This is a genomic window from Stenotrophomonas sp. AG209 (assembly GCF_003550055.1).
In the GTDB taxonomy this organism is placed as follows: Bacteria; Pseudomonadota; Gammaproteobacteria; order Xanthomonadales; family Xanthomonadaceae; genus Stenotrophomonas.
This window is the reverse complement of the sequence record NZ_QXDB01000004.1, coordinates 373,834-393,236: the sequence shown is the minus strand read 5'-3', so window position 1 is coordinate 393,236 and position 19,403 is coordinate 373,834. Positions and strand designations below refer to the sequence as shown.

At 67.3% G+C, this 19,403-nt stretch carries 20 protein-coding genes; 9 read left to right on the top strand and 11 right to left on the bottom strand.

Features of this window, described 5'->3' with window-relative positions; all coding sequences use genetic code 11:
- Nucleotides 1-59: 59 nt before the first annotated feature.
- The 3 genes from DFO63_RS18785 to cyoE are packed head-to-tail and all read left to right on the top strand — an operon-like array spanning nt 60 to nt 2,701.
- Nucleotides 60-629, top strand: coding sequence for a hypothetical protein (locus tag DFO63_RS18785; RefSeq protein ID WP_042358441.1), 570 nt, complete (start codon nt 60-62; stop codon nt 627-629).
- Nucleotides 630-639: 10 nt separating this feature from the next.
- A complete protein-coding gene (locus DFO63_RS18780; protein ID WP_049444506.1) occupies nt 640-1,803 on the top strand; it encodes a COX15/CtaA family protein in 1,164 nt (387 codons plus the stop codon).
- A gap of 4 nt (nt 1,804-1,807) precedes the next feature.
- Nucleotides 1,808-2,701, top strand: coding sequence for a heme o synthase (gene cyoE / locus DFO63_RS18775; protein ID WP_014035731.1), 894 nt, complete (start codon nt 1,808-1,810; stop codon nt 2,699-2,701).
- 107 nt (nt 2,702-2,808) lie between these two features.
- Here the strand turns inward: cyoE and DFO63_RS18770 are convergent, their stop codons facing one another.
- The 6 genes from DFO63_RS18770 to rpsU form a co-directional block, all read right to left on the bottom strand.
- The gene (locus tag DFO63_RS18770; RefSeq protein ID WP_049444508.1) at nt 2,809-3,780 is read right to left on the bottom strand and encodes a bile acid:sodium symporter family protein; all 972 of its coding nucleotides are present in this window, start codon (nt 3,778-3,780) and stop codon (nt 2,809-2,811) included.
- Nucleotides 3,781-3,808: 28 nt separating this feature from the next.
- Nucleotides 3,809-4,309, bottom strand: a complete 501-nt coding sequence (locus tag DFO63_RS18765) for a sulfur transferase domain-containing protein (protein ID WP_049444510.1) — start codon at nt 4,307-4,309, stop codon at nt 3,809-3,811.
- A gap of 27 nt (nt 4,310-4,336) precedes the next feature.
- Nucleotides 4,337-6,076, bottom strand: coding sequence for a DNA primase (gene dnaG, locus DFO63_RS18760; RefSeq protein WP_049444512.1), 1,740 nt, complete (start codon nt 6,074-6,076; stop codon nt 4,337-4,339).
- A 61-nt stretch (nt 6,077-6,137) separates the two neighbouring features.
- Nucleotides 6,138-6,986, bottom strand: coding sequence for a YihY/virulence factor BrkB family protein (locus DFO63_RS18755; protein ID WP_259337448.1), 849 nt, complete (start codon nt 6,984-6,986; stop codon nt 6,138-6,140).
- Nucleotides 6,987-7,239: 253 nt separating this feature from the next.
- Nucleotides 7,240-7,683 (bottom strand): GatB/YqeY domain-containing protein, encoded by a 444-nt coding sequence (locus DFO63_RS18750; protein ID WP_049444516.1) that lies wholly within the window; start codon nt 7,681-7,683, stop codon nt 7,240-7,242.
- A gap of 133 nt (nt 7,684-7,816) precedes the next feature.
- Nucleotides 7,817-8,032: a 30S ribosomal protein S21 gene (gene rpsU / locus DFO63_RS18745; RefSeq protein WP_002808376.1), complete on the bottom strand. Its 216-nt coding sequence runs from the start codon at nt 8,030-8,032 to the stop codon at nt 7,817-7,819.
- Between the two features lie 166 nt (nt 8,033-8,198).
- Here rpsU and tsaD point away from each other — a divergent pair, with 166 nt between their 5' ends.
- Nucleotides 8,199-9,224: a tRNA (adenosine(37)-N6)-threonylcarbamoyltransferase complex transferase subunit TsaD gene (tsaD, locus tag DFO63_RS18740; RefSeq protein ID WP_049444518.1), complete on the top strand. Its 1,026-nt coding sequence runs from the start codon at nt 8,199-8,201 to the stop codon at nt 9,222-9,224.
- Nucleotides 9,225-9,265: 41 nt separating this feature from the next.
- On the opposite strand, the gene DFO63_RS18735 is transcribed toward tsaD, so the two are convergent.
- Nucleotides 9,266-9,931, bottom strand: coding sequence for a hypothetical protein (locus DFO63_RS18735; RefSeq protein ID WP_119007575.1), 666 nt, complete (start codon nt 9,929-9,931; stop codon nt 9,266-9,268).
- A gap of 359 nt (nt 9,932-10,290) precedes the next feature.
- Between DFO63_RS18735 and folB the strand changes: the two genes are divergently transcribed.
- The 4 genes from folB (at nt 10,291) to DFO63_RS18715 (ending at nt 14,967) form a co-directional block, all read left to right on the top strand.
- The gene (gene folB, locus DFO63_RS18730) at nt 10,291-10,644 is read left to right on the top strand and encodes a dihydroneopterin aldolase (RefSeq protein WP_014035740.1); all 354 of its coding nucleotides are present in this window, start codon (nt 10,291-10,293) and stop codon (nt 10,642-10,644) included.
- 62 nt (nt 10,645-10,706) lie between these two features.
- Nucleotides 10,707-11,978 (top strand): mechanosensitive ion channel domain-containing protein, encoded by a 1,272-nt coding sequence (locus tag DFO63_RS18725; protein ID WP_049444521.1) that lies wholly within the window; start codon nt 10,707-10,709, stop codon nt 11,976-11,978.
- A gap of 128 nt (nt 11,979-12,106) precedes the next feature.
- Nucleotides 12,107-14,281 (top strand): glycoside hydrolase family 3 N-terminal domain-containing protein, encoded by a 2,175-nt coding sequence (locus DFO63_RS18720; RefSeq protein WP_119007574.1) that lies wholly within the window; start codon nt 12,107-12,109, stop codon nt 14,279-14,281.
- 131 nt (nt 14,282-14,412) lie between these two features.
- A complete protein-coding gene (locus tag DFO63_RS18715) occupies nt 14,413-14,967 on the top strand; it encodes a hypothetical protein (RefSeq protein WP_119007573.1) in 555 nt (184 codons plus the stop codon).
- A 70-nt stretch (nt 14,968-15,037) separates the two neighbouring features.
- Here DFO63_RS18715 and DFO63_RS18710 read toward each other — a convergent pair whose 3' ends face one another.
- The gene (locus DFO63_RS18710; protein WP_119007572.1) at nt 15,038-16,204 is read right to left on the bottom strand and encodes a PQQ-dependent sugar dehydrogenase; all 1,167 of its coding nucleotides are present in this window, start codon (nt 16,202-16,204) and stop codon (nt 15,038-15,040) included.
- Between the two features lie 169 nt (nt 16,205-16,373).
- On the opposite strand from DFO63_RS18710, the gene yiaA reads away from it, so the two are divergent.
- Nucleotides 16,374-16,826: an inner membrane protein YiaA gene (yiaA, locus tag DFO63_RS18705; protein ID WP_049444529.1), complete on the top strand. Its 453-nt coding sequence runs from the start codon at nt 16,374-16,376 to the stop codon at nt 16,824-16,826.
- A 69-nt stretch (nt 16,827-16,895) separates the two neighbouring features.
- Here the strand turns inward: yiaA and DFO63_RS18700 are convergent, their stop codons facing one another.
- The 3 genes from DFO63_RS18700 to DFO63_RS18690 form a co-directional block, all read right to left on the bottom strand.
- Nucleotides 16,896-17,219 carry a hypothetical protein gene (locus DFO63_RS18700; RefSeq protein ID WP_119007571.1) on the bottom strand — a complete coding sequence of 108 codons (324 nt, stop codon included), beginning with the start codon at nt 17,217-17,219 and terminating at the stop codon, nt 16,896-16,898.
- Nucleotides 17,220-17,329: 110 nt separating this feature from the next.
- The gene (locus DFO63_RS18695; protein WP_049444533.1) at nt 17,330-18,631 is read right to left on the bottom strand and encodes an amino acid permease; all 1,302 of its coding nucleotides are present in this window, start codon (nt 18,629-18,631) and stop codon (nt 17,330-17,332) included.
- Entirely contained in the window at nt 18,628-19,389 is a 762-nt protein-coding gene (locus tag DFO63_RS18690) for a L,D-transpeptidase family protein (protein WP_119007570.1), read from the bottom strand. Before DFO63_RS18690 ends, DFO63_RS18695 begins: the two co-directional genes overlap by 4 nt.
- Nucleotides 19,390-19,403: the final 14 nt, after the last annotated feature.

Genomic DNA, 19,403 nt, shown 5'->3' with positions numbered 1-19,403 from the left:
TGCCGGCCAGCGGCCGGCACTACCGGCATCCCTTTCCCAACCATGAGAAAATGCCCCGCATGAACACTGCTACGTCCCCGCAGGCGCGCGGTTCCGGCCGCCGGACCCTGGTGCTGCTGTTTGCCGTGTTCTTCGGGGCGATGGCGCTGGCCGCCGTGCTGCGCTTCTCCGGCTGGCAGCCGACCGGGCACCGCAATGCCGGCCAGCTGCTGAAGCCGCCGGTGGACCTGCGGCAGCAGGCGCCGACCCTGGCCAGCGGCCAGCCGTATCCCTGGAACCCCGAGGCCCGCACCTGGCGCCTGCTGGTGGCCCCGCCTGGCGCCTGCGACGCGCAGTGCGTCACTTTGTCGCAGGGACTGGGCAAGGTGTGGCAGCTGTTCGGCCATAACGCCGATAATGTCGAGATCCTGTGGCTGGGTACGCCACCGGCGTCGATCGCCTCGCTGCCCGCGCTGCGGCCGCTGGCTCCGTCGCCAGCCCTGCGCGCGGCGTTGCCGGGCGTCGATGATCCGGCGGGACTGCCGGTCTACGTGATCGATCCGAACGGCTTCGTGATCATGCGCCATGCCCCGGGTTCCGACCTCGGTGGCCTGCGCAAGGACATGGCCACGTTGCTGAAACTGAAGTGAGTCCCGTTTGATGAGCCTTTCCGCGCGTCCGGCGCTGCACCGCAATTTCCACCGCCTGGCGTGGTTCGCCATGATCATGACCGCGAGCACGATCATGTTCGGCGCGTTCGTGCGCCTGTCCGATGCCGGCCTGAGCTGCCCGGACTGGCCGACCTGCTATGGCCAGGCCACCTGGCCGCAGCACGTGGAAGAGACCATCGGCCATCCGGCGGCGGAGATCCGCCCGCTGGAGACCCACAAGGCCTGGCGTGAGCAGGTGCACCGCTTCCTGGCCGGCGCGCTGGGCATCGAGATCCTGACCCTCGCCCTGCTGGCCACGCGCAAGCGGCGATTCGGAAGCACGGCGGTGGTGACCGCCTGCGTGCTGGTGGCCGCCGGCATACCGCTGTACATGATGGGCTGGCATGGCACGGCCAGCGTGCTGGCGCTGATCGGCGAGGCGATCCTGCTGATCGCCGCGCTGCGCTGGAGCAACATCGACCTGGCGCGTGCGGCGCTGCTGACACTGGCCGTGGTGATCTTCCAGGCCCTGCTGGGCATGTGGACGGTGACCCTGCTGCTCAAACCCATCGTGGTGATGGGCCATCTGCTGGGTGGCATGCTGATGTTCGGCCTGCTGGTATGGATGGCCTGGCGCGCGACGCACATGCCGATCACCCTGGCTGAAGCGCCGAAGCTGAAGTGGCTGCTGCGCATCGGCGTGGCGGTGCTGGTCACCCAGATCGCGCTGGGGGGCTGGGTCAGTGCCAACTACGCCGCACTCGCCTGCGGCGGTGGCAGCGCTTCGCTCGACAACTTCCCGCGTTGCGCCAACCAGTGGTGGCCGCAGCACAACTTCGTCGAAGGCTTCACCCTGTGGCGCGGCATCGGCGTGGATTACGAAGGCGGCGTGCTGGATGGCGCCTCGCGCATCGCCATCCAGATGGCGCACCGCCTGTTCGCGGTGGTGGTGGCCGTCTACCTGCTGTGGCTGGGCGTGCGCCTGTTCCGGTTGCCGAGCATGCGTGGCTGGGCCAGCGCGCTGATCACGCTGCTGGTGCTGCAGGTCACCCTCGGCATCCTCAATGTGAAGCTGGCGCTGCCGCTGGAAGTGGCGGTGGCCCACAACGGCGTGGCCGTTGCCCTGTTGTTCGTGCTGGTCAGCCTGCTGGCCCGCCTGCGTGCCCCGGACTGATTCCATGTTTTCCAATTACCGCCAGTACTGGGACCTGACCAAGCCCAAGGTCGTCGCCCTCATTGTCTTCACCGCCCTGGTCGGCATGGTCCTGGCCATCCCCGGCGTGCCCAGCTGGGAGCAGGTGCGCGCCGGCGTGCTCGGCTTCCTCGGTATCTGGCTGGCGGCTTCGGCCGCCGCCGCGATCAACCAGCTGCTGGACGCGCACATCGATGCGCAGATGGCCCGCACCTCGTGGCGCCCGCTGGTGGTGGGCAAGGTCAAGCCGTGGCAGGTGCTGGTGTTCGCCGGCGTGCTGATCGTGCTGTCGATGACCATCCTGGTGCTGTGGGTGAACCTGATCACCGCGGTGCTGACCTTTGCCTCGCTGATCGGCTACGCGGTGATCTACACCGTGTACCTCAAGCGTGCGACCTCGCAGAACATCGTCATCGGTGGCCTGGCCGGCGCGATGCCGCCGATGCTGGGCTGGGCTGCAGTGACCGGCATGCAGGGTTCGTCGGACTGGGCGTACTCGTCGCTGCTGGTGCTGATCATCTTCATCTGGACACCGCCGCACTTCTGGGCGCTGGCGATCTTCCGCCGCGAGGATTACGCCAAGGCGGAAATTCCGATGCTGCCGGTGACCCACGGCGTGGTGCACACCCGCAAGCAGATCATGGTGTATTCGGTGGTGCTGGCGCTGGTCTGCCTGCTGCCTTACCTGGTGGGCATGAGCGGTGCGTTCTACCTGGGCGGCGCGATCGTGCTCAACGCCGTGTTCCTCTGGTACGCCTGGCGCATGCTGGACCCGCCGGACGAACTCTTCTCGATGAAGATGTTCTATTACTCCATCGTCTACCTGATGGCGCTGTTCGCCTTCCTGCTGGTGGACCACTGGATCCTGCCCTGGTTGTGACGGGCTGAGGCATCCACGCATGGCGTGGATCTACCCGGGCATCGGCTGATGCATGGACTCGACACCACAGTAGATCCACGCCATGCGTGGATGTCTTCCCGGTCGTGTCAGGACTTGCGCCGCGCATACCGCTGCGCGATCACGCCGCAGACGATCAGCTGGATCTGGTGGTAGATCATCACCGGCAGCACGATCGCGCCGAGACTGCCGCCGGCGAACAGCACCTTGGCGATCGGCACGCCGGTGGCCAGGCTCTTCTTCGAGCCGCAGAACACGATGGCGATCTCGTCCTCGCGGTTGAAACGCAGGCGACGCGCGATGAAGGTGATCAGCGGCATGGCGATGCCGAGCAGCACGGCGGCAACCACCGCCACGGCCAGCAGCGACAGCAGCGGCGTCTTGCTCCACAGGCCCTCGGTGACGGCTTCGCCGAAGGCCGAGTACACCACCAGCAGGATGGTGGCCTGGTCGGTGTAGCGCAGCAGCGCGCGCTGCTTCTCCACCCAGCCGGCGATCCACGGCCGCAGCAGGTGGCCGGCCACGAACGGCACCAGCAGCTGCAGCATGATGCCGCCGATTGCATGCAGGGGGTCATGGATGCCGCCGGAGGTGCCGGCCAATGCGGTCAGCAGCAGCGGGGTCAGGAACACGCCGAGGATGCTCGACAGCGAGGCGCTGCACACCGCTGCGGGTACATTGCCGCGTGCCATCGAGGTGAACGCGATGGACGACTGCACGGTGGAGGGCAGGGTGCACAGGAACAGCACGCCCAGGTACAGCTCCGGTGTCAGCAGCCAGCCCGACAGTGGCTTGAACATCAGCCCCAGCAGCGGGAACAGGATGAAGGTGCAGGCCAGGATGGTCAGGTGCAGCCGCCAGTGCAGCATGCCGCCGATGATCGATTCGCGCGGCAGGCGTGCGCCATGCAGGAAGAACAGCGCGGCGATGGCGACCGTGGTGACATCATCGAGGACGATGGCGGCGGCGCCCTTCATCGGCAGCAGCGAGGCCAGACCGACGGTGCACAGCAGGGCGAGGGTAAAATTGTCCGGTCGCAGGCGCGACCACCAGCGGGTCATGGTGGGCAGAGTCCTTGGTGCGGAGGGTTCAGGGCGAAGTGACCGGCGTGGCCAGGCGCTGGCGGGTAGCGGCCTCCAGCGACTTCAGGCCGGCGCGCTGGCCGAGCTGCAGTGCCTGTTCGGGGCTGGCGTGTTCGTAGCGTGCGTTGACCAGGCCGAGAACGGCGCCGGCGCGGTTGCCGGACGCGCAGTGCAGCAGCACCGGCCCCTGGCTCTGCTGCAGGGCCTGGTGCACGGCGCGTACGTTGGCCGCATCGAGCCCCTCGGCACCGGCCACCGGAATGCGCACGTAGCGCAGGCCCAGTGATTCGGCGGCACGGGTTTCATCGAAACCCCGGTCCTCGCCGGGCTGGCGCAGGTCGATCACGGTGCGCACGCCCTGTGCGGCCAAGGCCTGCAGCTGTGCGGCGCTGGGCTGGCCGCCGGCATACAGGCCGGGGCGGACTTCGTTGAGGGGCGCGTCTTCGGCCAGGGCCGTCAGTGGCAGGCAGAGCGACAACAACAGCAGGCAGGTCAGGCGCAGCAGCATGGTCCTCTCCGTGAAAACGTTCTGCCGCTACAGGCGCAGTCCGGCGCGCGCCTTCAGCAGCTCGCGCAGTTCGTACTTGTCAGTATCGTCCAGGCCCTGCTGGCGCTGCTTTGCCAACAACTCCTCCAGACGTTGCACCAGCAGCTGTTTCTCCAGCTGGGCCACGGCATCGTGCAGTTCCTGGGTCCACATCGCGTCGTCGCCGGGCAACGTCTGCGCGGCCAGGGTGTGCAGCGACGTCTGTTCCTCGCGCCCGTCGAAGTGCTCCAGCAGGGCGCCGGTGCTGATGTCCGGGCGCTGTTCGACCAGGCCCAGCAGTTCCAGCAGCAGTTCCACGCCGGGCAGGCGCAGGCCCTGGAAGTGGTGCTTGCCACCCAGCGTCAGCGCCAGCGACGGCTGCTGCAGCAGTACGGCGATCGCGCCGCGCACCAGGCTGCGCTTGGCCACCGGCTGGATCGTCCGCTGCGGCTGCCGTTGCGGCATCGGTGCGCGCGCTGACGGGGCATTGCCGCCCAGGCCGGTCAGCTGCGCCAGCTGCTGCTTCATCAGGTCGCCGAAGGCACCGTCGGGAATCTGCGCCAGCATCGGCTTGGCCCGCTCGGCCAGGCGTGCCTTGCCGTCCAGCGTGCCCAGGTTGATCTCACGGGTGAGCTCGTCGAAGAAGAACTGCGACAGCGGCGTGGCCTGCTTCAGGCGCTCGTTGAACGCTTCGGCGCCTTCCTTGCGCACGATGGTGTCCGGGTCTTCGCCATCGGGCAGGAACAGGAAGAAGGCCTGGCGGCCATCCTTCATGCGCGGCAGCACCGACTCCAGCGCCTTCCAGCCGGCGCGGCGGCCGGCGGCGTCGCCGTCGAAGCAGAAGAACACGTCCGGTGCGTTGCGGAACAGCAGCTCGGCATGGTCCGGCGTGGTCGCGGTACCCAGCGTTGCCACCGCCTGGGTGACCCCGAACTGGAACAGCGAGACCACGTCCATGTAGCCCTCGACCACGATCAGCCGCTCGATCTTCTGGTTGGCCTGGCGCACCTGCCACAGGCCGTACAGTTCGCGGCCCTTGTGGAACAGCGCGGTCTCGGGCGAGTTGAGGTACTTGGGGCCGTCGTCCTTCTCGAACACGCGGCCGCCGAAGGCGATCACCCGGCCACGGCGGTCGAAGATCGGGAACATCACCCGGTCGCGGAACTTGTCGTAGACGTGGCCGCGATCGTTCTTGGAGAACAGGCCGGCGCGGTCGAGCAGCTTCATGCGCCGCTCGTCCTTGCCCAGCGCATCGCGCAGGCCGCTGTAGCCATCCGGTGCGTAGCCGATCTGGAAGCGCGCGCGGTTCTCTTCATCCACGCCACGGCCATCCAGGTAGCTGCGGGCCTTGTCGCTGCCCTGCAGGTTGTTCTGGAAGAACTTGGTGGCCGCCTCAAGCGCCGAATACAGCTCGCGACTGTCGTCCTGCTGCTGCGGGCTGCGCGGGTTCTCGTTGCGCGGCACTTCCATGCCCGCGCGCTTGGCCAGTTCATCCACCGCGTCGAGGAACTCGAGGCGGTCATAGTTCATCAGGAAGCTGATCGCGGTGCCGTGCGCGCCACAGCCGAAGCAGTGATAGAACTGCTTGGTGGGCGAGACCGTGAACGAGGCCGAGCGCTCATCATGGAACGGGCAGCGCGCCGCGTACTCCTTGCCCTGGCGCTTCAACGGCACGCGGCTGCCCACCACCTCGACGATGTCGGTGCGGGCCAGCAGATCGTCGATGAAAGCGTCGGGGATACGGGCCATGGGCAACAGGGCAGGGCGCGGCCGCCAGGGCGCGCAGCAGGGGCGGCGGATTCCCCCTAGTTTACTCGCTGGCGGTGCCGGGGCTGGCCTGTTCGGCGTCGACACCGGCCCTGGCCAGCTGCGTCCGTGCGTGCTGGCGTTCGTCGATCACCGCGGTCATCAACGCACCGACGAAGAACACGGCAGTGGCGTAGTAGATCCAGACCAGCGAGATCACCAGCGCGCCCATCGAACCGTAGGCGCTGCCCGGGGCCACGGTGGCGATGTAGACGCCAATCCCGTAGCGGCCGAGGGTGAACAGCACCGAGGTGATGGCGCCGCCGATGAAGGCCTGGCGCCAGGCCACGCGGCGGTCCGGCAGGTAGTGGTAGAGGAAGGCGAAGGCCAGCGTATACAGCAGCAGCGAGGTCAGGTAGCCGATCGCCGGCAGTACCGAGGGCAGCTGCGCGAACACCACCTGCAGGGCGGTGGTGGCGGTCATCGACAGGATCAGCAGGAAACCCAGCGCCAGCACCACACCGAACGAGAAAACGCGCTTGCGCAGCCAGGCCTTGACGCCTTCCAGGCGCTGGCCGCTGGTGTGGAAGATCCGGTTCAGCGCGTTCTGCAGCTGGGCGAATACCGCCGTGGCGCCGACGAACAGCAGCAGGGTGCTCCACAGCCCGGCCAGCGAACCGACGCTGGGCTGGCTGTTGGCGTTATGCAGCACGGTATCGGCAACACTCGCCACGCTGCTACCGGCCACCGAACCGATCTGGCTGATCAATGTCTGCTGTGCCGGTGGGTACAGCGAGGCGGTCAGCCACAGCAGCAGCACCAGCAACGGTGCCATCGACAGCAGGGCGTAGAAGGAGACCGAGGCGGCCTGGGTCAGCACGTCGATTTCGACGAAGCGCTTGGCGACGGCCATCGGGAAGCTGTCCTGCAGTCGGTCAGCGTAGTGGCGAAGCCGGGCGGGAAAACCGTGGGGGCGCGTGTCGTCGGGGGAGTGCGATTGCTCGACCATGAGGGTGTTGTAGCAGCCGGGGGTCGAAGAGGCGGTGAAGCGGGTGCATCGATGGGGTCAGAGCCCTTTCGCGAGCGAAAGGGATCCGACCCTGCCAGTTCCACATTGGGGTCAGGGCCCTTTCGCGTTGCGAAAGGGATCCGACCCCGGCAATGGCTTACGCCAGCTGCTGCTTGACCAGCTTGGAGACCAGGCCCATGTCGGCCTGGCCGGCGAGCTTGGGCTTCAGCGCGCCCATCAGCTTGCCCATGTCGGCCGGGCCGGCGGCACCGGTCTCGGCGATGGCGGCCTGGATGGCGGCCACGATCTCGGCTTCGCCCATCTTGGCCGGCAGGTAGGCTTCGATGACCACGATCTCGGCGCGCTCGATCTCGGCCAGGTCTTCGCGGTTGGCGGCTTCGAACTGGCTGACCGAGTCCTTGCGCTGCTTGACCATCTTGTCGAGCACGGCGATCACGGCGGTGTCATCCAGCTCGATGCGCTCGTCCACTTCGCGCTGCTTGATGGCGGCGTTGATCAGGCGGATCACGCCCAGCTTGTGCTTCTCGCCCGCCTTCATGGCGGCCTTCATGTCTTCGGTGAGCTGCTGCTTCATGCTCATGAGGAACCTCGTGGTGGTAGGTGGGGCGGGGCGGATGCCCGAACCCGGAAACGCAAAAAGCCGGCGACGCTCGCGCGTGCCGGCTTCGGCTCCATCGCGACAGGCAAGCCCGTCGCAATGAAGATGCGTCCGATCAGTACAGGCGCTGACGCTTGGTGACGTCGCGCGACGAGCGGCGCAGCTGACGCTTCACAGCAGCGGCGGCCTTGCGCTTGCGCTCCTGGGTCGGCTTTTCGTAGAACTCGCGCTTGCGGGTTTCGGCCAGCACACCGGCCTTTTCGCAAGTGCGCTTGAAGCGGCGAAGAGCAAACTCGAAGGGCTCGTTCTCGCGGACTTTGACGCTGGGCATGGAATCTCCGGGACACAGTAGAACCGGGTCACGCCCGGCGAGCCGCACATTATAGCGGCGAAACGACAAACTGCAAGCGGCCAACCCTGAATACGGGCCGGGGGTTCGAAAGCAGTGAGATCTGCACGTCCCCCGAGGGGGCGGCAGGGGCGTCATAATAGCAGGCATGCGAGTCCTTGGCATCGAATCTTCCTGTGATGAGACCGGCGTGGCGGTGTATGACACCGACCTGGCCGGCAGCGCGGCCCTGCGCGCCCATGCGGTCTACAGCCAGATCGCCCTGCACGCCGAATACGGCGGTGTGGTGCCCGAGCTGGCCAGCCGCGACCACGTCCGCAAGCTGCTGCCACTGGTACGCCAGACCCTGGCTGACGCCGGCCTGGGCGTGGGCGATATCGATGGTGTGGCCTACACCGCCGGCCCCGGCCTGGTCGGCGCGCTGCTGGTCGGCGCGGGTGTGGCCCGCTCGCTGGCCTGGGCGCTGGAGGTCCCGGCGGTGGGCGTACACCATATGGAGGGCCACCTGCTGGCCCCGCTGATGGAGGACGATCCGCCGGAAGCGCCGTTCGTGGCGCTGCTGGTATCGGGTGGCCACACCCAGCTGGTGGCGGTGGACGCCATCGGCCAGTACCGCCTGCTGGGCGAGACCCTGGACGACGCGGCCGGCGAGGCCTTCGACAAGACCGCCAAGCTGATGGGCCTGCCGTACCCGGGTGGCCCGCAGCTGGCCAGGCTGGCCGAGCAGGGCACGCCGGGCGCGTACCGCTTCGCGCGGCCGATGACCGACCGCCCGGGGCTGGATTTCAGCTTTTCTGGCCTGAAGACCCAGGTCCTGATGGCCTGGCGCGACAGTGACCAGAGCGAGCAGACCCGTGCCGACATCGCCCGTGGCTTTGAGGACGCGGTGGTCGAGACCCTGTCGATCAAGTGCGAGCGCGCGCTGGAAGCGGCGGGCACCAACGTGATCGTCGTGGCCGGTGGCGTCGGTGCCAACACGCGCCTGCGTGCGCGCCTGAAGCAGATGGCCGAGCGTCTCGGCGGCCGTGCCTGCTTCCCGCGGCCGGCACTGTGCACCGACAACGGCGCGATGATCGCCTTCGCCGGTGCGCTGCGCCTGCAGGCCGGCCAGCACAGCCCGCCGAAGGTGGATGTGACCCCGCGCTGGGACATGGCGACCCTGCCGGCGGTGTGAGCCCCGGAACCGGTAGCGCCGGGCCATACCCGGCGGACGCATTACGGGCGCCCTGCCAACGGCGACGCCGCCAATACTGTCGTCGCCCGCTCATGGCGTTGCAACCAGCCCAGCGTATGCGGGCAGCGAGCGTGGATCAGCCGTCCGATCGCCGCCAGGTCGGCACCGAGGTCGCGTTCCAGGATGGGTTCGTGGTGGGCGATCCGATTGCGCAGGAGGCGGATGCGTCCGATGTCCGCGTGGATGGCTTTTCTGATGACGCTGGGATGAGCTGAGGGCGCATGCCGCAGAACTCCGTTGAGTGCGGGTATCCACAGCGTGGCGTCGAAGCGACAGGTGAAAAGCTGCTGCCAGAACACCATCGGCAGCTTGGCGACGATTTCGGGTGTATCGGTCGTGCGGCCAGCAACCTGTTCCAGTGCTGCACGTGCGGAAGTACAGGACGAGGTTGGCAGCCTGCGTCGGAAGGCATCATTCCAGGGCCAACGCGAGCCATGCTGCCGGGCGAGCACAGCTGCAGCGGCGTTGCGGGTGACCACTTCGCACAGATGGACCGGCATCATCAGTGCACTGCACATCCGCATGTTCCACAGGTACAGGGATTCGGCTGTGACGTCGGGGCTGCAGGTCGATGCGATTCTCTCGTAAGTAGACAGACGCTCCGCTGACAACGCGCGCCGCAGTACATCGTATGGAGCCATCGTCATGTGCGGTGGTGAAGGAGGAATCGATGTTCGCGAGAGTGGGCGGCGACCACCATCAGGGAACGTCGTTGTCCGCGCGGCTGATTTTCTGCGTTTGGCCTCGGACGACTACCTGACCTGCCCTGTCGGAATTGGCCTTGACCGGCGATCGGGTCCTTGCCTAATCTGCGTGCCTGCGCCACCGGGACCCGCAGCTGTTCAACAGCTCCCCCCGGGGACAAACGGTAGTACCAAAGGGCCCCGCTAGCAGGGCCCTTTGTCTTTTCTGGAGCCGCGCCCCTGCCGGCCACCCACCGCCCGTTCCGGGCAGGCTCACCGCCGTGCCGTTACCATGGCCCCCTGTACTCGGGCTGGTAAGCGCAATGGACAAGGTTTTCATCGAGGGGCTGACGATCGACGCCCTGATCGGTATCTACGATTGGGAACGACGGATCCGCCAGGACCTGGTGTTCGACCTGGAAATGGGCTTCGACAACCGTCGCCCCGCGGCCACCGACGACATCGCCCACACCCTGAACTACAAGGCGGTCAGCAAGCGCCTGGAGCAGTTCGTGCGCGAATCGGAGTTCGGTCTGGTCGAGACCCTGGCCGAGCGCTGCGCACAGATCGTGCTGGACGAATTCGAGGTGAAGTGGCTGCGCCTGAAGCTGAGCAAGCCGGGCGCGGTGCGCGGCGCGCGCGCGGTGGGCGTGATCATCGAGCGCTCGCGGGACTGACCCGGTAGTGCCGGCCGCTGGCCGGCAACCCCAACAACAACGACAAAGCAAGGAGACAACGGATGGTGGACGCGGTGGTGGCGGTACAGTGGCTGGAACGGCTGCAGAACACACTGGAACCCTACCCCGGCGCCTACCTGGCGTTGATGATCTCGGCCCTGCTGATCGCAGCGGGCCTGGCCAACTGGGTGACCAAGCGCATCCTGGTGCGTGGCCTGCGGCGCCTGCTGCAGCGCCTGCCGGGCGCCGAGTCCGGCCGCGGCAGCCACTTGATGCGGGTGATTTCGCGCCTGTCCAACGTGGTGCCCAGCCAGGTGATCGCCTCGGGCATCACCCTCATCCCCGACCTGCCGCCCAGCCTGGTCAACGTCATCATCAAGCTGTGCATCGTGTGGGCCGTACTGACGGTGTCGATGGCGTTCTCGCATGCGCTGGACGCGGCCAACAGCCTGTACGAGCGCAAGCCCGATGCGCGCAACAAGCCGATCAAGGGCTACCTGCAGGTGGTCAAGATCGTGGTGTTCGTGGCCGCCGGCCTGTCCATCGTCGCCACCCTGCTGGGGGTGAAGCTGGGCCCGCTGGTGACCGGCCTGGGCGCGGCCACGGCGGTGCTGATGCTGATCTTCCAGGACACCATCCTGTCGCTGGTGGCCAGCGTGCAGATCAGTGGCGATGGCCGCGTGCGCATCGGCGACTGGATCGAGATGCCCAGCCAGAACGCCGATGGCGACGTCATCGATATCGCGTTGCACACCATCACCGTGCAGAACTTCGACAAGACCATCACCACCATCCCGACCAAGAAGCTGGTGACCGAGTCGTTCAAGAACTGGCGCGGCATGCAGGAGGCCGGGGGCCGCCGGATCAAGCGCGCGCTGTACCTGGACCAGCACAGCGTCGGTTTCCTGGACGAGGGCGACCTGGCCTTCCTCGGCGAATTCGCGCTGCTGCGTGACTACCTGCAGGCCAAGGAGCAGGAACTGGGGCAGTGGAACGGGCGCCTGCGCGAGCAGGGCGTGGCCGAGGTCAACAGCCGCCGGGTGACCAACCTGGGCACCTTCCGTGCGTATGTGGAGCGCTACCTGCGCAGCCATCCGGGCATCCATACCGACATGACCCTGCTGGTACGGCAGCTGCAGCCGACCACCGAGGGCCTGCCGCTGGAGCTCTACTGCTTCACCCGCAGCACCGCCTGGGGTGAGTACGAGGCGGTGCAGTCGGACATCTTCGACCACCTGCTGGCGATCCTGCCGGCGTTCGGCCTGCGGGTGTTCCAGGCCTCCAGCGACGCCATGTTGATGGCCGGGCAGCGCCAGTTGGCCGGCTCGGAGTAAGCTGCGGTGCCCCCGGCGGGGCCATACGGACCCCGCTGGTGGCTGAAACTGAATGACGAAACCTCTCGCCAAACGGCTCGGGATCGCTAGAATGCCGGGCTTGTAAACGTTTTCATCAAGGACTGCTGGTGGCCTCCGATCGCATCGAATCCCTCATTGCCCAGATGACCGTCGAGGAAAAGGTCGGCCAGCTGGGTGTCTTCGCGGACATGGTCCGCCCGTTCGCCCCGGACGTGAACCCGGAAGCCAACGTGCGCAATGCCGACCAGGTGCTGCAGCAGGTGCGCGAGGGCAAGGTCGGTTCCCTGTTCAACGGCGTGGGCGCCGAGCTGGGCCGCCGCATCCAGCAGGTCGCCACCGAGGAGAGCCGCCTGGGCATTCCGGTGATCCTGGCCGCCGACGTCATCCACGGCATGCGTACCGTGTTCCCGATTCCGCTGGGCGAGGCCGCCAGTTTCGAGCCGGAGCTGGCCGAGCGCACTGCGCGCGCCACCGCCATCGAAGCCACGGCTGCTGGCCTGCACTGGACCTATGCCCCGGCCGTGGACATCGCCCGCGACCAGCGCTGGGGCCGTGGCGCCGAAGGTGCCGGTGAGGACGTGGTGCTGGGGTGTGCGTTCGCCGCCGCCCGCGTGCGTGGCTTCCAGGGCAGCGACCTGCGCGCCGCCGATTCGCTGCTGGCCACGCCGAAGCACTTCGCCGCCTACGGCGCGGTGATGGCGGGCATGGAATACAACATGGTGGACATCTCGCCGCAGACCCTGCGCGACGTGCACCTGCCGCCGTTCAAGGCCGCCTTCGATGCGGGCGCGATCACCGTGATGTCCTCGTTCAATGACATCAATGGTGTGCCGGCCAGCGCCAATGCCGAGCTGCTGACCGACATCCTGCGCGGTGAGTGGAAGTTCCCGGGCGTGGTGATCTCCGATTACACCGCCGACATGGAGCTGGTCGCGCACGGCTATGCCGCCGATGACCGTGATGCCACTGCCAAGGCGTTCACCGCCGGCCTGGACCTGAGCATGCAGAGCGGCTTCTACGCCGAACACCTGCCGGGCCTGGTCGAGAGCGGCGACGTGCCGATGGCGGTGCTGGATGAAGGCGTGCGCCGCATCCTGTGGCTGAAGGAAACCATCGGCCTGTTCGACGACCCGTACCGTTCGCTGGACCCGGCGCGCGAAGCGGATACTTCGCACATCGGCGCACATGACGCGCTGTCGCGCGATGCCGCGCGCCGTTCGATCGTGTTGCTGAACAACCGTGACAACGTGCTGCCGCTGCAGAAGCGCGGGCAGAAGATCGCGCTGATCGGCCCGTTCGTGCAGGACCGCGAGAACATCGAAGGCTGCTGGACGCTGTTCGGCGACAAGCAGCGCTATGTGGACCTGGAAACCGGCGTGCGTGCCGCCATCGGCGACGAGGCGCTGCTGGAGATCGTGCCGGGTTGCGAACTGGAAGCCGCGATTCCGGGCGGCACCGAAGCGGCCGTGGCCGCCGCGCTGCGCGCCGACGTGGTGGTGCTGGCGCTGGGCGAACCGCAGCGTTACAGCGGTGAAGCGCAGTCGCGCGTGGAGATCACCCTGCCGCCGGCACAGCAGGCGCTGGCCGAGGCCGTGGCGATGACCGGCAAGCCGCTGGTGGTGCTGCTGCGCAATGGCCGTGCGCTGGCACTGCAGGGGGCGGTGCGCAATGCACAGGCCGTGGCGGTGACCTGGTACCTGGGCACGCAGACCGGCCATGCGGTGGCTGATGTGCTGTTCGGCGATTACAGCCCGTCCGGTCGCCTGCCGGTCAGCTTCCCGCAGGTGTCCGGCCAGCAGCCGTACTTCTACAACCACCCGCGCACCGGCCGCCCGGAACTGCCGACGATGTCGGAGTTCAAGGCCCGCTGGCGCGAGATCCCGAATGAGCCGCTGTACCCGTTCGGCCACGGCATCGGCTACACCAGCTTCGCTTACGGCGTGCCGCAGTTGAGTGCGGGCCAGCTCGGCTGGGACGACACCCTGACCGTCACCACCACGCTGACCAACAGCGGTGACGTGGCCGGTGAAGAAGTGGTGCAGCTGTACATCCATGACCGCGTGGCCAGCCGCGTACGTCCGGTGCGCGAACTGAAGGACTTCCGCAAGGTGGCGCTGCAGCCGGGCGAGTCGGCTGAGGTGGTGTTCACCCTGACCCGCGAGCAGCTGGCCTTCACCGGCCGCGATGGTGTGCTGCGTGCCGAGCCGGGCCACTTCGACCTGTGGGTCTGCGCCTCGTCGGCGGCAGGTGACGCCGTGCAGTTCGAGCTGCTGAAGGGCTGACCAACGCAAAAAGGGGACGGAGGGGATTAAGTCGTTTGTGCCAAAACGACTTAATCCCCTCCGTCCCCTTTTTGTTGTCCTCACTGCGGCGGCGCTACCATCGGTGTTCTTGAACCGATGGATGGCCCCGCATGCGCACGATCGCTGTGTTGATTCCCGCCCTGTTGCTGGCGGCCTGTTCGCAGCCGGCGCCGCCGGCCGAGCCTGCGGTGGATGCGCCGCCGCCGATGAAGGTCGGTGCTGCTGCGACGCCTGCGGCTGAACCGGCGATGCCTGCTGCTGAACCCGCTGCAGCTGCACCGGCTACCCCTGCAGCGGACGCGCCTGCTGAAGATGCACGTGCGCGAATCGAGAGCGTGCTCGGTGATGCCGCGCAGTATGAAAAGGTCTTCAACGCGTTCAAGACCGCGGTGGTCGGCGGTGATCGCGCTGCGGTGGTGGAAGAGGTGCGCTTCCCGTTGAACATCAGCGGCGGAAAGAAGATCACCGGCCCCGGTGAGTTCCAGCGCAACTACGAGAAGATCATCACCCCGGCGGTGGTCAAGGCGGTGTCCGAACAGGACTTCGGCAAGGTCTTCGTCAACCAGCAGGGCGTGATGATCGGTGATGGCCAGGTGTGGTTGAACGGGCAGTGCCTGGACAAGGCCTGTGCGCAGACCGAAGTGAAGGTCATCACCATCCAGTGAATGCGGACGGCCCCGCGTGCGGGGCCGTTGCGGGCAAACATGCCGGCCAGCGGCCGGCACTACCGGGGCATCAGGTCTTCGGCGTGAGCTTCAACAGGCGTGCCTTGCTGCCATCTTCCAGCAGCCACAGCGCGCCATCCGGGCCCTGTTCCACTTCGCGGATGCGCTCGCCCATGTTGAAGCGCTCGGCTTCGCGCGCGCTGTCGCCATCGAAGGCTACGCGCACCAGCGACGTGGACGACAGGCCGCCGATGAAGCCGCTGCCCTTCCACTGCGGGAACAGGCTGCCGCTGTAGATCACGAAGCCGGCAGGCGAGATCACCGGCGTCCAGGTCACATTCGGCGCGGCGAATTCCGGCCGGGTATCGTGATCGGGAATCGGTCGACCGTCGTAGTGGTCACCGTTGGAAACGATCGGGTAGCCATAATTGGCGCCGCGCACGATCAGGTTCAGTTCGTCGCCGCCGGCCGGGCCCATCTCGTGCGCCCACAGCTTGCCGTTGGCATCGAAGGCCATGCCAAGGATGTTGCGGTGGCCCAGCGACCACACCTGTGCGGCAACCCCGCCCTGGGAGGCGAACGGGTTGTCGGCGGGCAGGCTGCCATCGTCGTTGAGGCGGATGATCTTGCCGAGGTTGCTGCCCATGTCCTGGGCCGGATCGAACTTCTGCCGCTCGCTGGAGCTGATCCACAGCTTGCCGTCCGGACCGAAGGCGAGGCGGTGGCCGTAGTGGCCCTCGCCGCTGACCTTGGGGCTCTGCCGCCAGATCACCTTCAGGTCCTTCAGCTGGCCGGCACCCGAGGCGTCCAGCGCCAGCGTGGCGCGGGCCACGGCGGCACCGCGGGTGTCCAGCGTGCCTTCCTCGGCGTAGCTGAGGTAAATGACATGATTCCGGGCGAAGTCCGGGTGCAGGATGATGTCGCCGAAACCACCCTGGCCACCGTAGGCAACCTTCGGAACGCCGGTGATCTCGTGTTTCTGGCCGCTGGCCAGGTCCAGGTGCTGCAGCTTGCCGCGCTTTTCGGTGACCAGCAGGCTGCCGTCGGGCAGGAAGGTCATCGCCCAGGGCTGGTCGAAGCGGCTGACTTCGGTGGCGGTGAACGGGCGCTGGTCAGCCGGTGTGGCTGCCGGCGTAGCAGCCTGGGCGCCATTGGCGGTGGGATCGGCGGCATTGCAGGCGGAGGTGGCGAGGATCGGCACGAGGCCGAGGGCGAGCAGCAGGGGCGTGCGGGTCATGGGTATCTCCAGGGCGGGGATGCGGATGGCCGGGCTGTCCCTTGTATACCACTGCAGCGGTGACCGTCGTGGCCCGAAGGTCCTGCGCCCCCCTGTGCGACGGCAGCGGGATCGTCTAGGGTGGGCACGCCCGGGCAAAGCGTGCCCGTCTGCCTGCCAAGGATCTGCAATGAACACTGCCATGCCCCACAAGCCGTCCACCGCCTTCATTGCCGCCTCCTGGGTGGCCCTGCTGCTGGGTGCGGCGGCCTACCTGATCGGCCTGTTCAACGCCACGATGGCGCTCAACGAGAAGGGCTACTACCTGACGCTGCTGCTGTTCGGCCTGTTCGCGGCGGTGTCGCTGCAGAAGAGCGTGCGCGACCGCGTTGAAGACATTCCGGTCAGTGGCCTGTACTACGCGCTGTGCTGGTTCGCGCTGCTGTCGGCGCTGATGCTGCTGCTGGTCGGCCTGTGGAATGCCACGCTGGCGCCGAGCGAGAAGGGCTTCTATGGCATGGCGTACGCGCTGTCGCTGTTCGGTGCGGTGGCGGTGCAGAAGAACACCCGCGACCTGATCGCCGCCGGTGGCGGCGAGAGCAAGCGCAGTGCGATCGTGCCGCCGCTGCCGGAACAGGATTGATCGATCCGGTGTAGAGCCGAGCCATGCTCGGCTCAGTCGAGCATGGCTCGACTCTACCGCAGCCTGGCGCTATCGCTTCAACCGCGGATCCGCCAGCTGAGCTTCCTCCCAGCCACGACGCGCCGCGTTGCGTGCCTGCGCCCAGTCCAGGCGGCTGCGGCCACGTTCGCTGGCCCAACGTGATTCGAGCTCGCGTTCCACTTCCTCGTAGGCGCGGATCATGTCCTGCGCACGCGCTGCGTGGCCGATCCGGTAGGCCGGCTCGTAGTCCTCGAAGAACAACTGGTCGTCGTAGTAAGGCTCGGCCGTGTAGCGCTCACGCCAGTAGTTGCTGACCGCGTCGCGCGGTGTGCTGTCGTCCGGTACGCGGCCGGGAATCTGGTACTCGGTCATGGAAGGGCTCCGTTGTGGACGAAGCCTGATCGTGCCTGCGTGGCGGTTAACGGCCCGGTCCCGCAGCGTGATCGCCAGATCAATCCGCCGGGCATGGCCCGGCGCTACGCTCACCCAGCGTCGGCATCCTTGCGCGGCAGCTTGTAGATCACCGCGCCGATGGCGAACGCGACCAGTGCAGCAGCGATGTTCTGCCAGCTGGCACTGGCGAACAGCGCCAGGCACAGCAGCAGCGCCAGCACCGGAATCAGCGGGCCACCCGGCAACTTCAACGCACCGGGGCGGTCGGCGTAGCGCTTGGCCAGTACCAGTACCGCCGCGGCAGTGCCGATGTAGGCGAACAGGCGCGTGGTCATCGACAGCAGGGCCAGCTGCACGAACGAGCCGGACAGGGCCAGGCCGAGTGCGATCAGGCCCTGGCACAGGATCGATGCTGCCGGGGTGTGGAAGCGCGGATGCACCTGCGCCAGGATCTTCGGCCCGTAGCCATCGCGCGCCAGTGCGAACAGGAAACGTGGGCCCATCATCATCGTGTTGCTGTTGGTACCGAGGATGGAGATGGTGGCGCCGATGGTCAGGATCAGTGCCAGTGCCTCGCCACCGAAGCCGGCGGCGGCATCGGCCAGCGGCGTCGCCGAGCTGGACAGGCCGGCCAGCGTGCCCTGCGCCACCACCTGCACCGCGCCGTAGATGACGGTGACGGTGATGATCATGGTGATCAGTGCGAACGGAATATCACGGCGCGGATTGCGGTACTCGCCGGCGGCGGCCGGGATGTTCTCGAAGCCCGCGTAGGCGTACAGCAGCAGCAACGCGGCTTCGCCCATGCGCTGCAGGTCGTGCGGGTCCGGGCGCTGGCCGGAGAAGGCCAGCTGTGGATCGATGTAGAACGCACCGATGGCCACGAACAGCAGCAGCGGCAGCATCTTGCCGATCACCAGCACCACGCCGGTGCGCGCAGCCGAGCGCACGCCAATGATGTTGACGCCGGTGAGGAAGCCCAGCGACACCACGATCACCGCGATGCGACCCATGCCGGCGCCGGCCCACGGCCAGAAGCGCGCGACCGCATCGGCCAGCGCATTGCTGAGTGCGGCCGCCGAACTGATGCGGGTCAGCCAGATCATCCAGCCAATCTCGAACCCGGCGAATCGCCCGAACGCCTCGCGTGCATACAGGTAGCTGCCACCGGGCTCGTCGAAATAGCTGGCGGCCTGCGCGTAGCACAGCACCAGCAGCGCTACTACGATGCCAGCGGCGACCACGCCCCACAGGCTGAACGGGCCGAGCAGAGCGACGGTGGCGGCCGGCAGCAGGTAGATGCCACTGCCGATCACATCGTTGATCGACAGGCCGACGATCTGCCAGCGGCTGACCGCGCGCTGCAGCTGCGGTTCGTCCTGCGCGCTCAACGGGCGTCTCCGCGCAGTGCGGGCAGCTGCCACTGGGCCTGCAGGCGCGTGTACTCGGCGCGCGGCAGCAGCACGAAGCGCGGCGTATCCTGCGGCCGCAGCCAGTCCAGCAGCGCCTGCATGCGCGCCTGCGGCATGGCGGTACAGCCAGCGGTGGCCTCACCGGGCTGGCGCCAGAGATGGGCGAAGATGCAGCTGCCCTTGCCGGGCTGGTTGCCAGGGTTGTGGGCAATTACAAAACCTTCCCGGTAGCGCACATCGCCCTTGTTGTGCAGGTCCAGCCGCATCGGCTCGGTGGAGCCCTTGACCGCTGCACTGCCGACCTTCTTTTCATCCACGATGCGGTTGTAGAACGGCGAGCTGGGCACGTCCATGCAGTAGCTGCTGTCCAGCATCGGCTGGTAGGGCATCGCGGTGCCGGGGCGGGTGACGGCATAGCCGAACGCACTGCCGAGCGCGAATATGCCGGCCGGGCTGCGACCGTCCCCTTCCTGCTTCTGGGGGCCATCGGCCTGTGCCGGATGCAGGCCCAGTCCCCAGGCGCTGCCGGTTCGACCGAGCGCAACCGGGAACGCCTGTCCGTGCGTGTGCCAGCCCTTGCCGTCGCGCACATAGGCCTGCAGCTGCCCCTGGGTGCTGTCCCAGCCTTCGCTGGTGACCACGATCAGCTGGCGTGCGCCATCCAGCGGCGCTGCGTGAACGGACACCGCCGCAGCAAGCAGCAGTGCAGTAGTGGCAAGGCGGACCAGCGATCTCATCAACGTGCGCTCCG

Coding starts and splice junctions, on each gene's coding strand:
- DFO63_RS18785 (WP_042358441.1), top strand. CDS start 60: ATGAACACTGCTACGTCCCCGCAGGCGCGCGGTTCCGGCCGCCGGACC.
- DFO63_RS18780 (WP_049444506.1), top strand. CDS start 640: ATGAGCCTTTCCGCGCGTCCGGCGCTGCACCGCAATTTCCACCGCCTG.
- cyoE (WP_014035731.1), top strand. CDS start 1,808: ATGTTTTCCAATTACCGCCAGTACTGGGACCTGACCAAGCCCAAGGTC.
- DFO63_RS18770 (WP_049444508.1), bottom strand. CDS start 3,780: ATGACCCGCTGGTGGTCGCGCCTGCGACCGGACAATTTTACCCTCGCC.
- DFO63_RS18765 (WP_049444510.1), bottom strand. CDS start 4,309: ATGCTGCTGCGCCTGACCTGCCTGCTGTTGTTGTCGCTCTGCCTGCCA.
- dnaG (WP_049444512.1), bottom strand. CDS start 6,076: ATGGCCCGTATCCCCGACGCTTTCATCGACGATCTGCTGGCCCGCACC.
- DFO63_RS18755 (WP_259337448.1), bottom strand. CDS start 6,986: ATGGCCGTCGCCAAGCGCTTCGTCGAAATCGACGTGCTGACCCAGGCC.
- DFO63_RS18750 (WP_049444516.1), bottom strand. CDS start 7,683: ATGAGCATGAAGCAGCAGCTCACCGAAGACATGAAGGCCGCCATGAAG.
- rpsU (WP_002808376.1), bottom strand. CDS start 8,032: ATGCCCAGCGTCAAAGTCCGCGAGAACGAGCCCTTCGAGTTTGCTCTT.
- tsaD (WP_049444518.1), top strand. CDS start 8,199: ATGCGAGTCCTTGGCATCGAATCTTCCTGTGATGAGACCGGCGTGGCG.
- DFO63_RS18735 (WP_119007575.1), bottom strand. CDS start 9,931: ATGACGATGGCTCCATACGATGTACTGCGGCGCGCGTTGTCAGCGGAG.
- folB (WP_014035740.1), top strand. CDS start 10,291: ATGGACAAGGTTTTCATCGAGGGGCTGACGATCGACGCCCTGATCGGT.
- DFO63_RS18725 (WP_049444521.1), top strand. CDS start 10,707: ATGGTGGACGCGGTGGTGGCGGTACAGTGGCTGGAACGGCTGCAGAAC.
- DFO63_RS18715 (WP_119007573.1), top strand. CDS start 14,413: ATGCGCACGATCGCTGTGTTGATTCCCGCCCTGTTGCTGGCGGCCTGT.
- DFO63_RS18710 (WP_119007572.1), bottom strand. CDS start 16,204: ATGACCCGCACGCCCCTGCTGCTCGCCCTCGGCCTCGTGCCGATCCTC.
- yiaA (WP_049444529.1), top strand. CDS start 16,374: ATGAACACTGCCATGCCCCACAAGCCGTCCACCGCCTTCATTGCCGCC.
- DFO63_RS18700 (WP_119007571.1), bottom strand. CDS start 17,219: ATGACCGAGTACCAGATTCCCGGCCGCGTACCGGACGACAGCACACCG.
- DFO63_RS18690 (WP_119007570.1), bottom strand. CDS start 19,389: ATGAGATCGCTGGTCCGCCTTGCCACTACTGCACTGCTGCTTGCTGCG.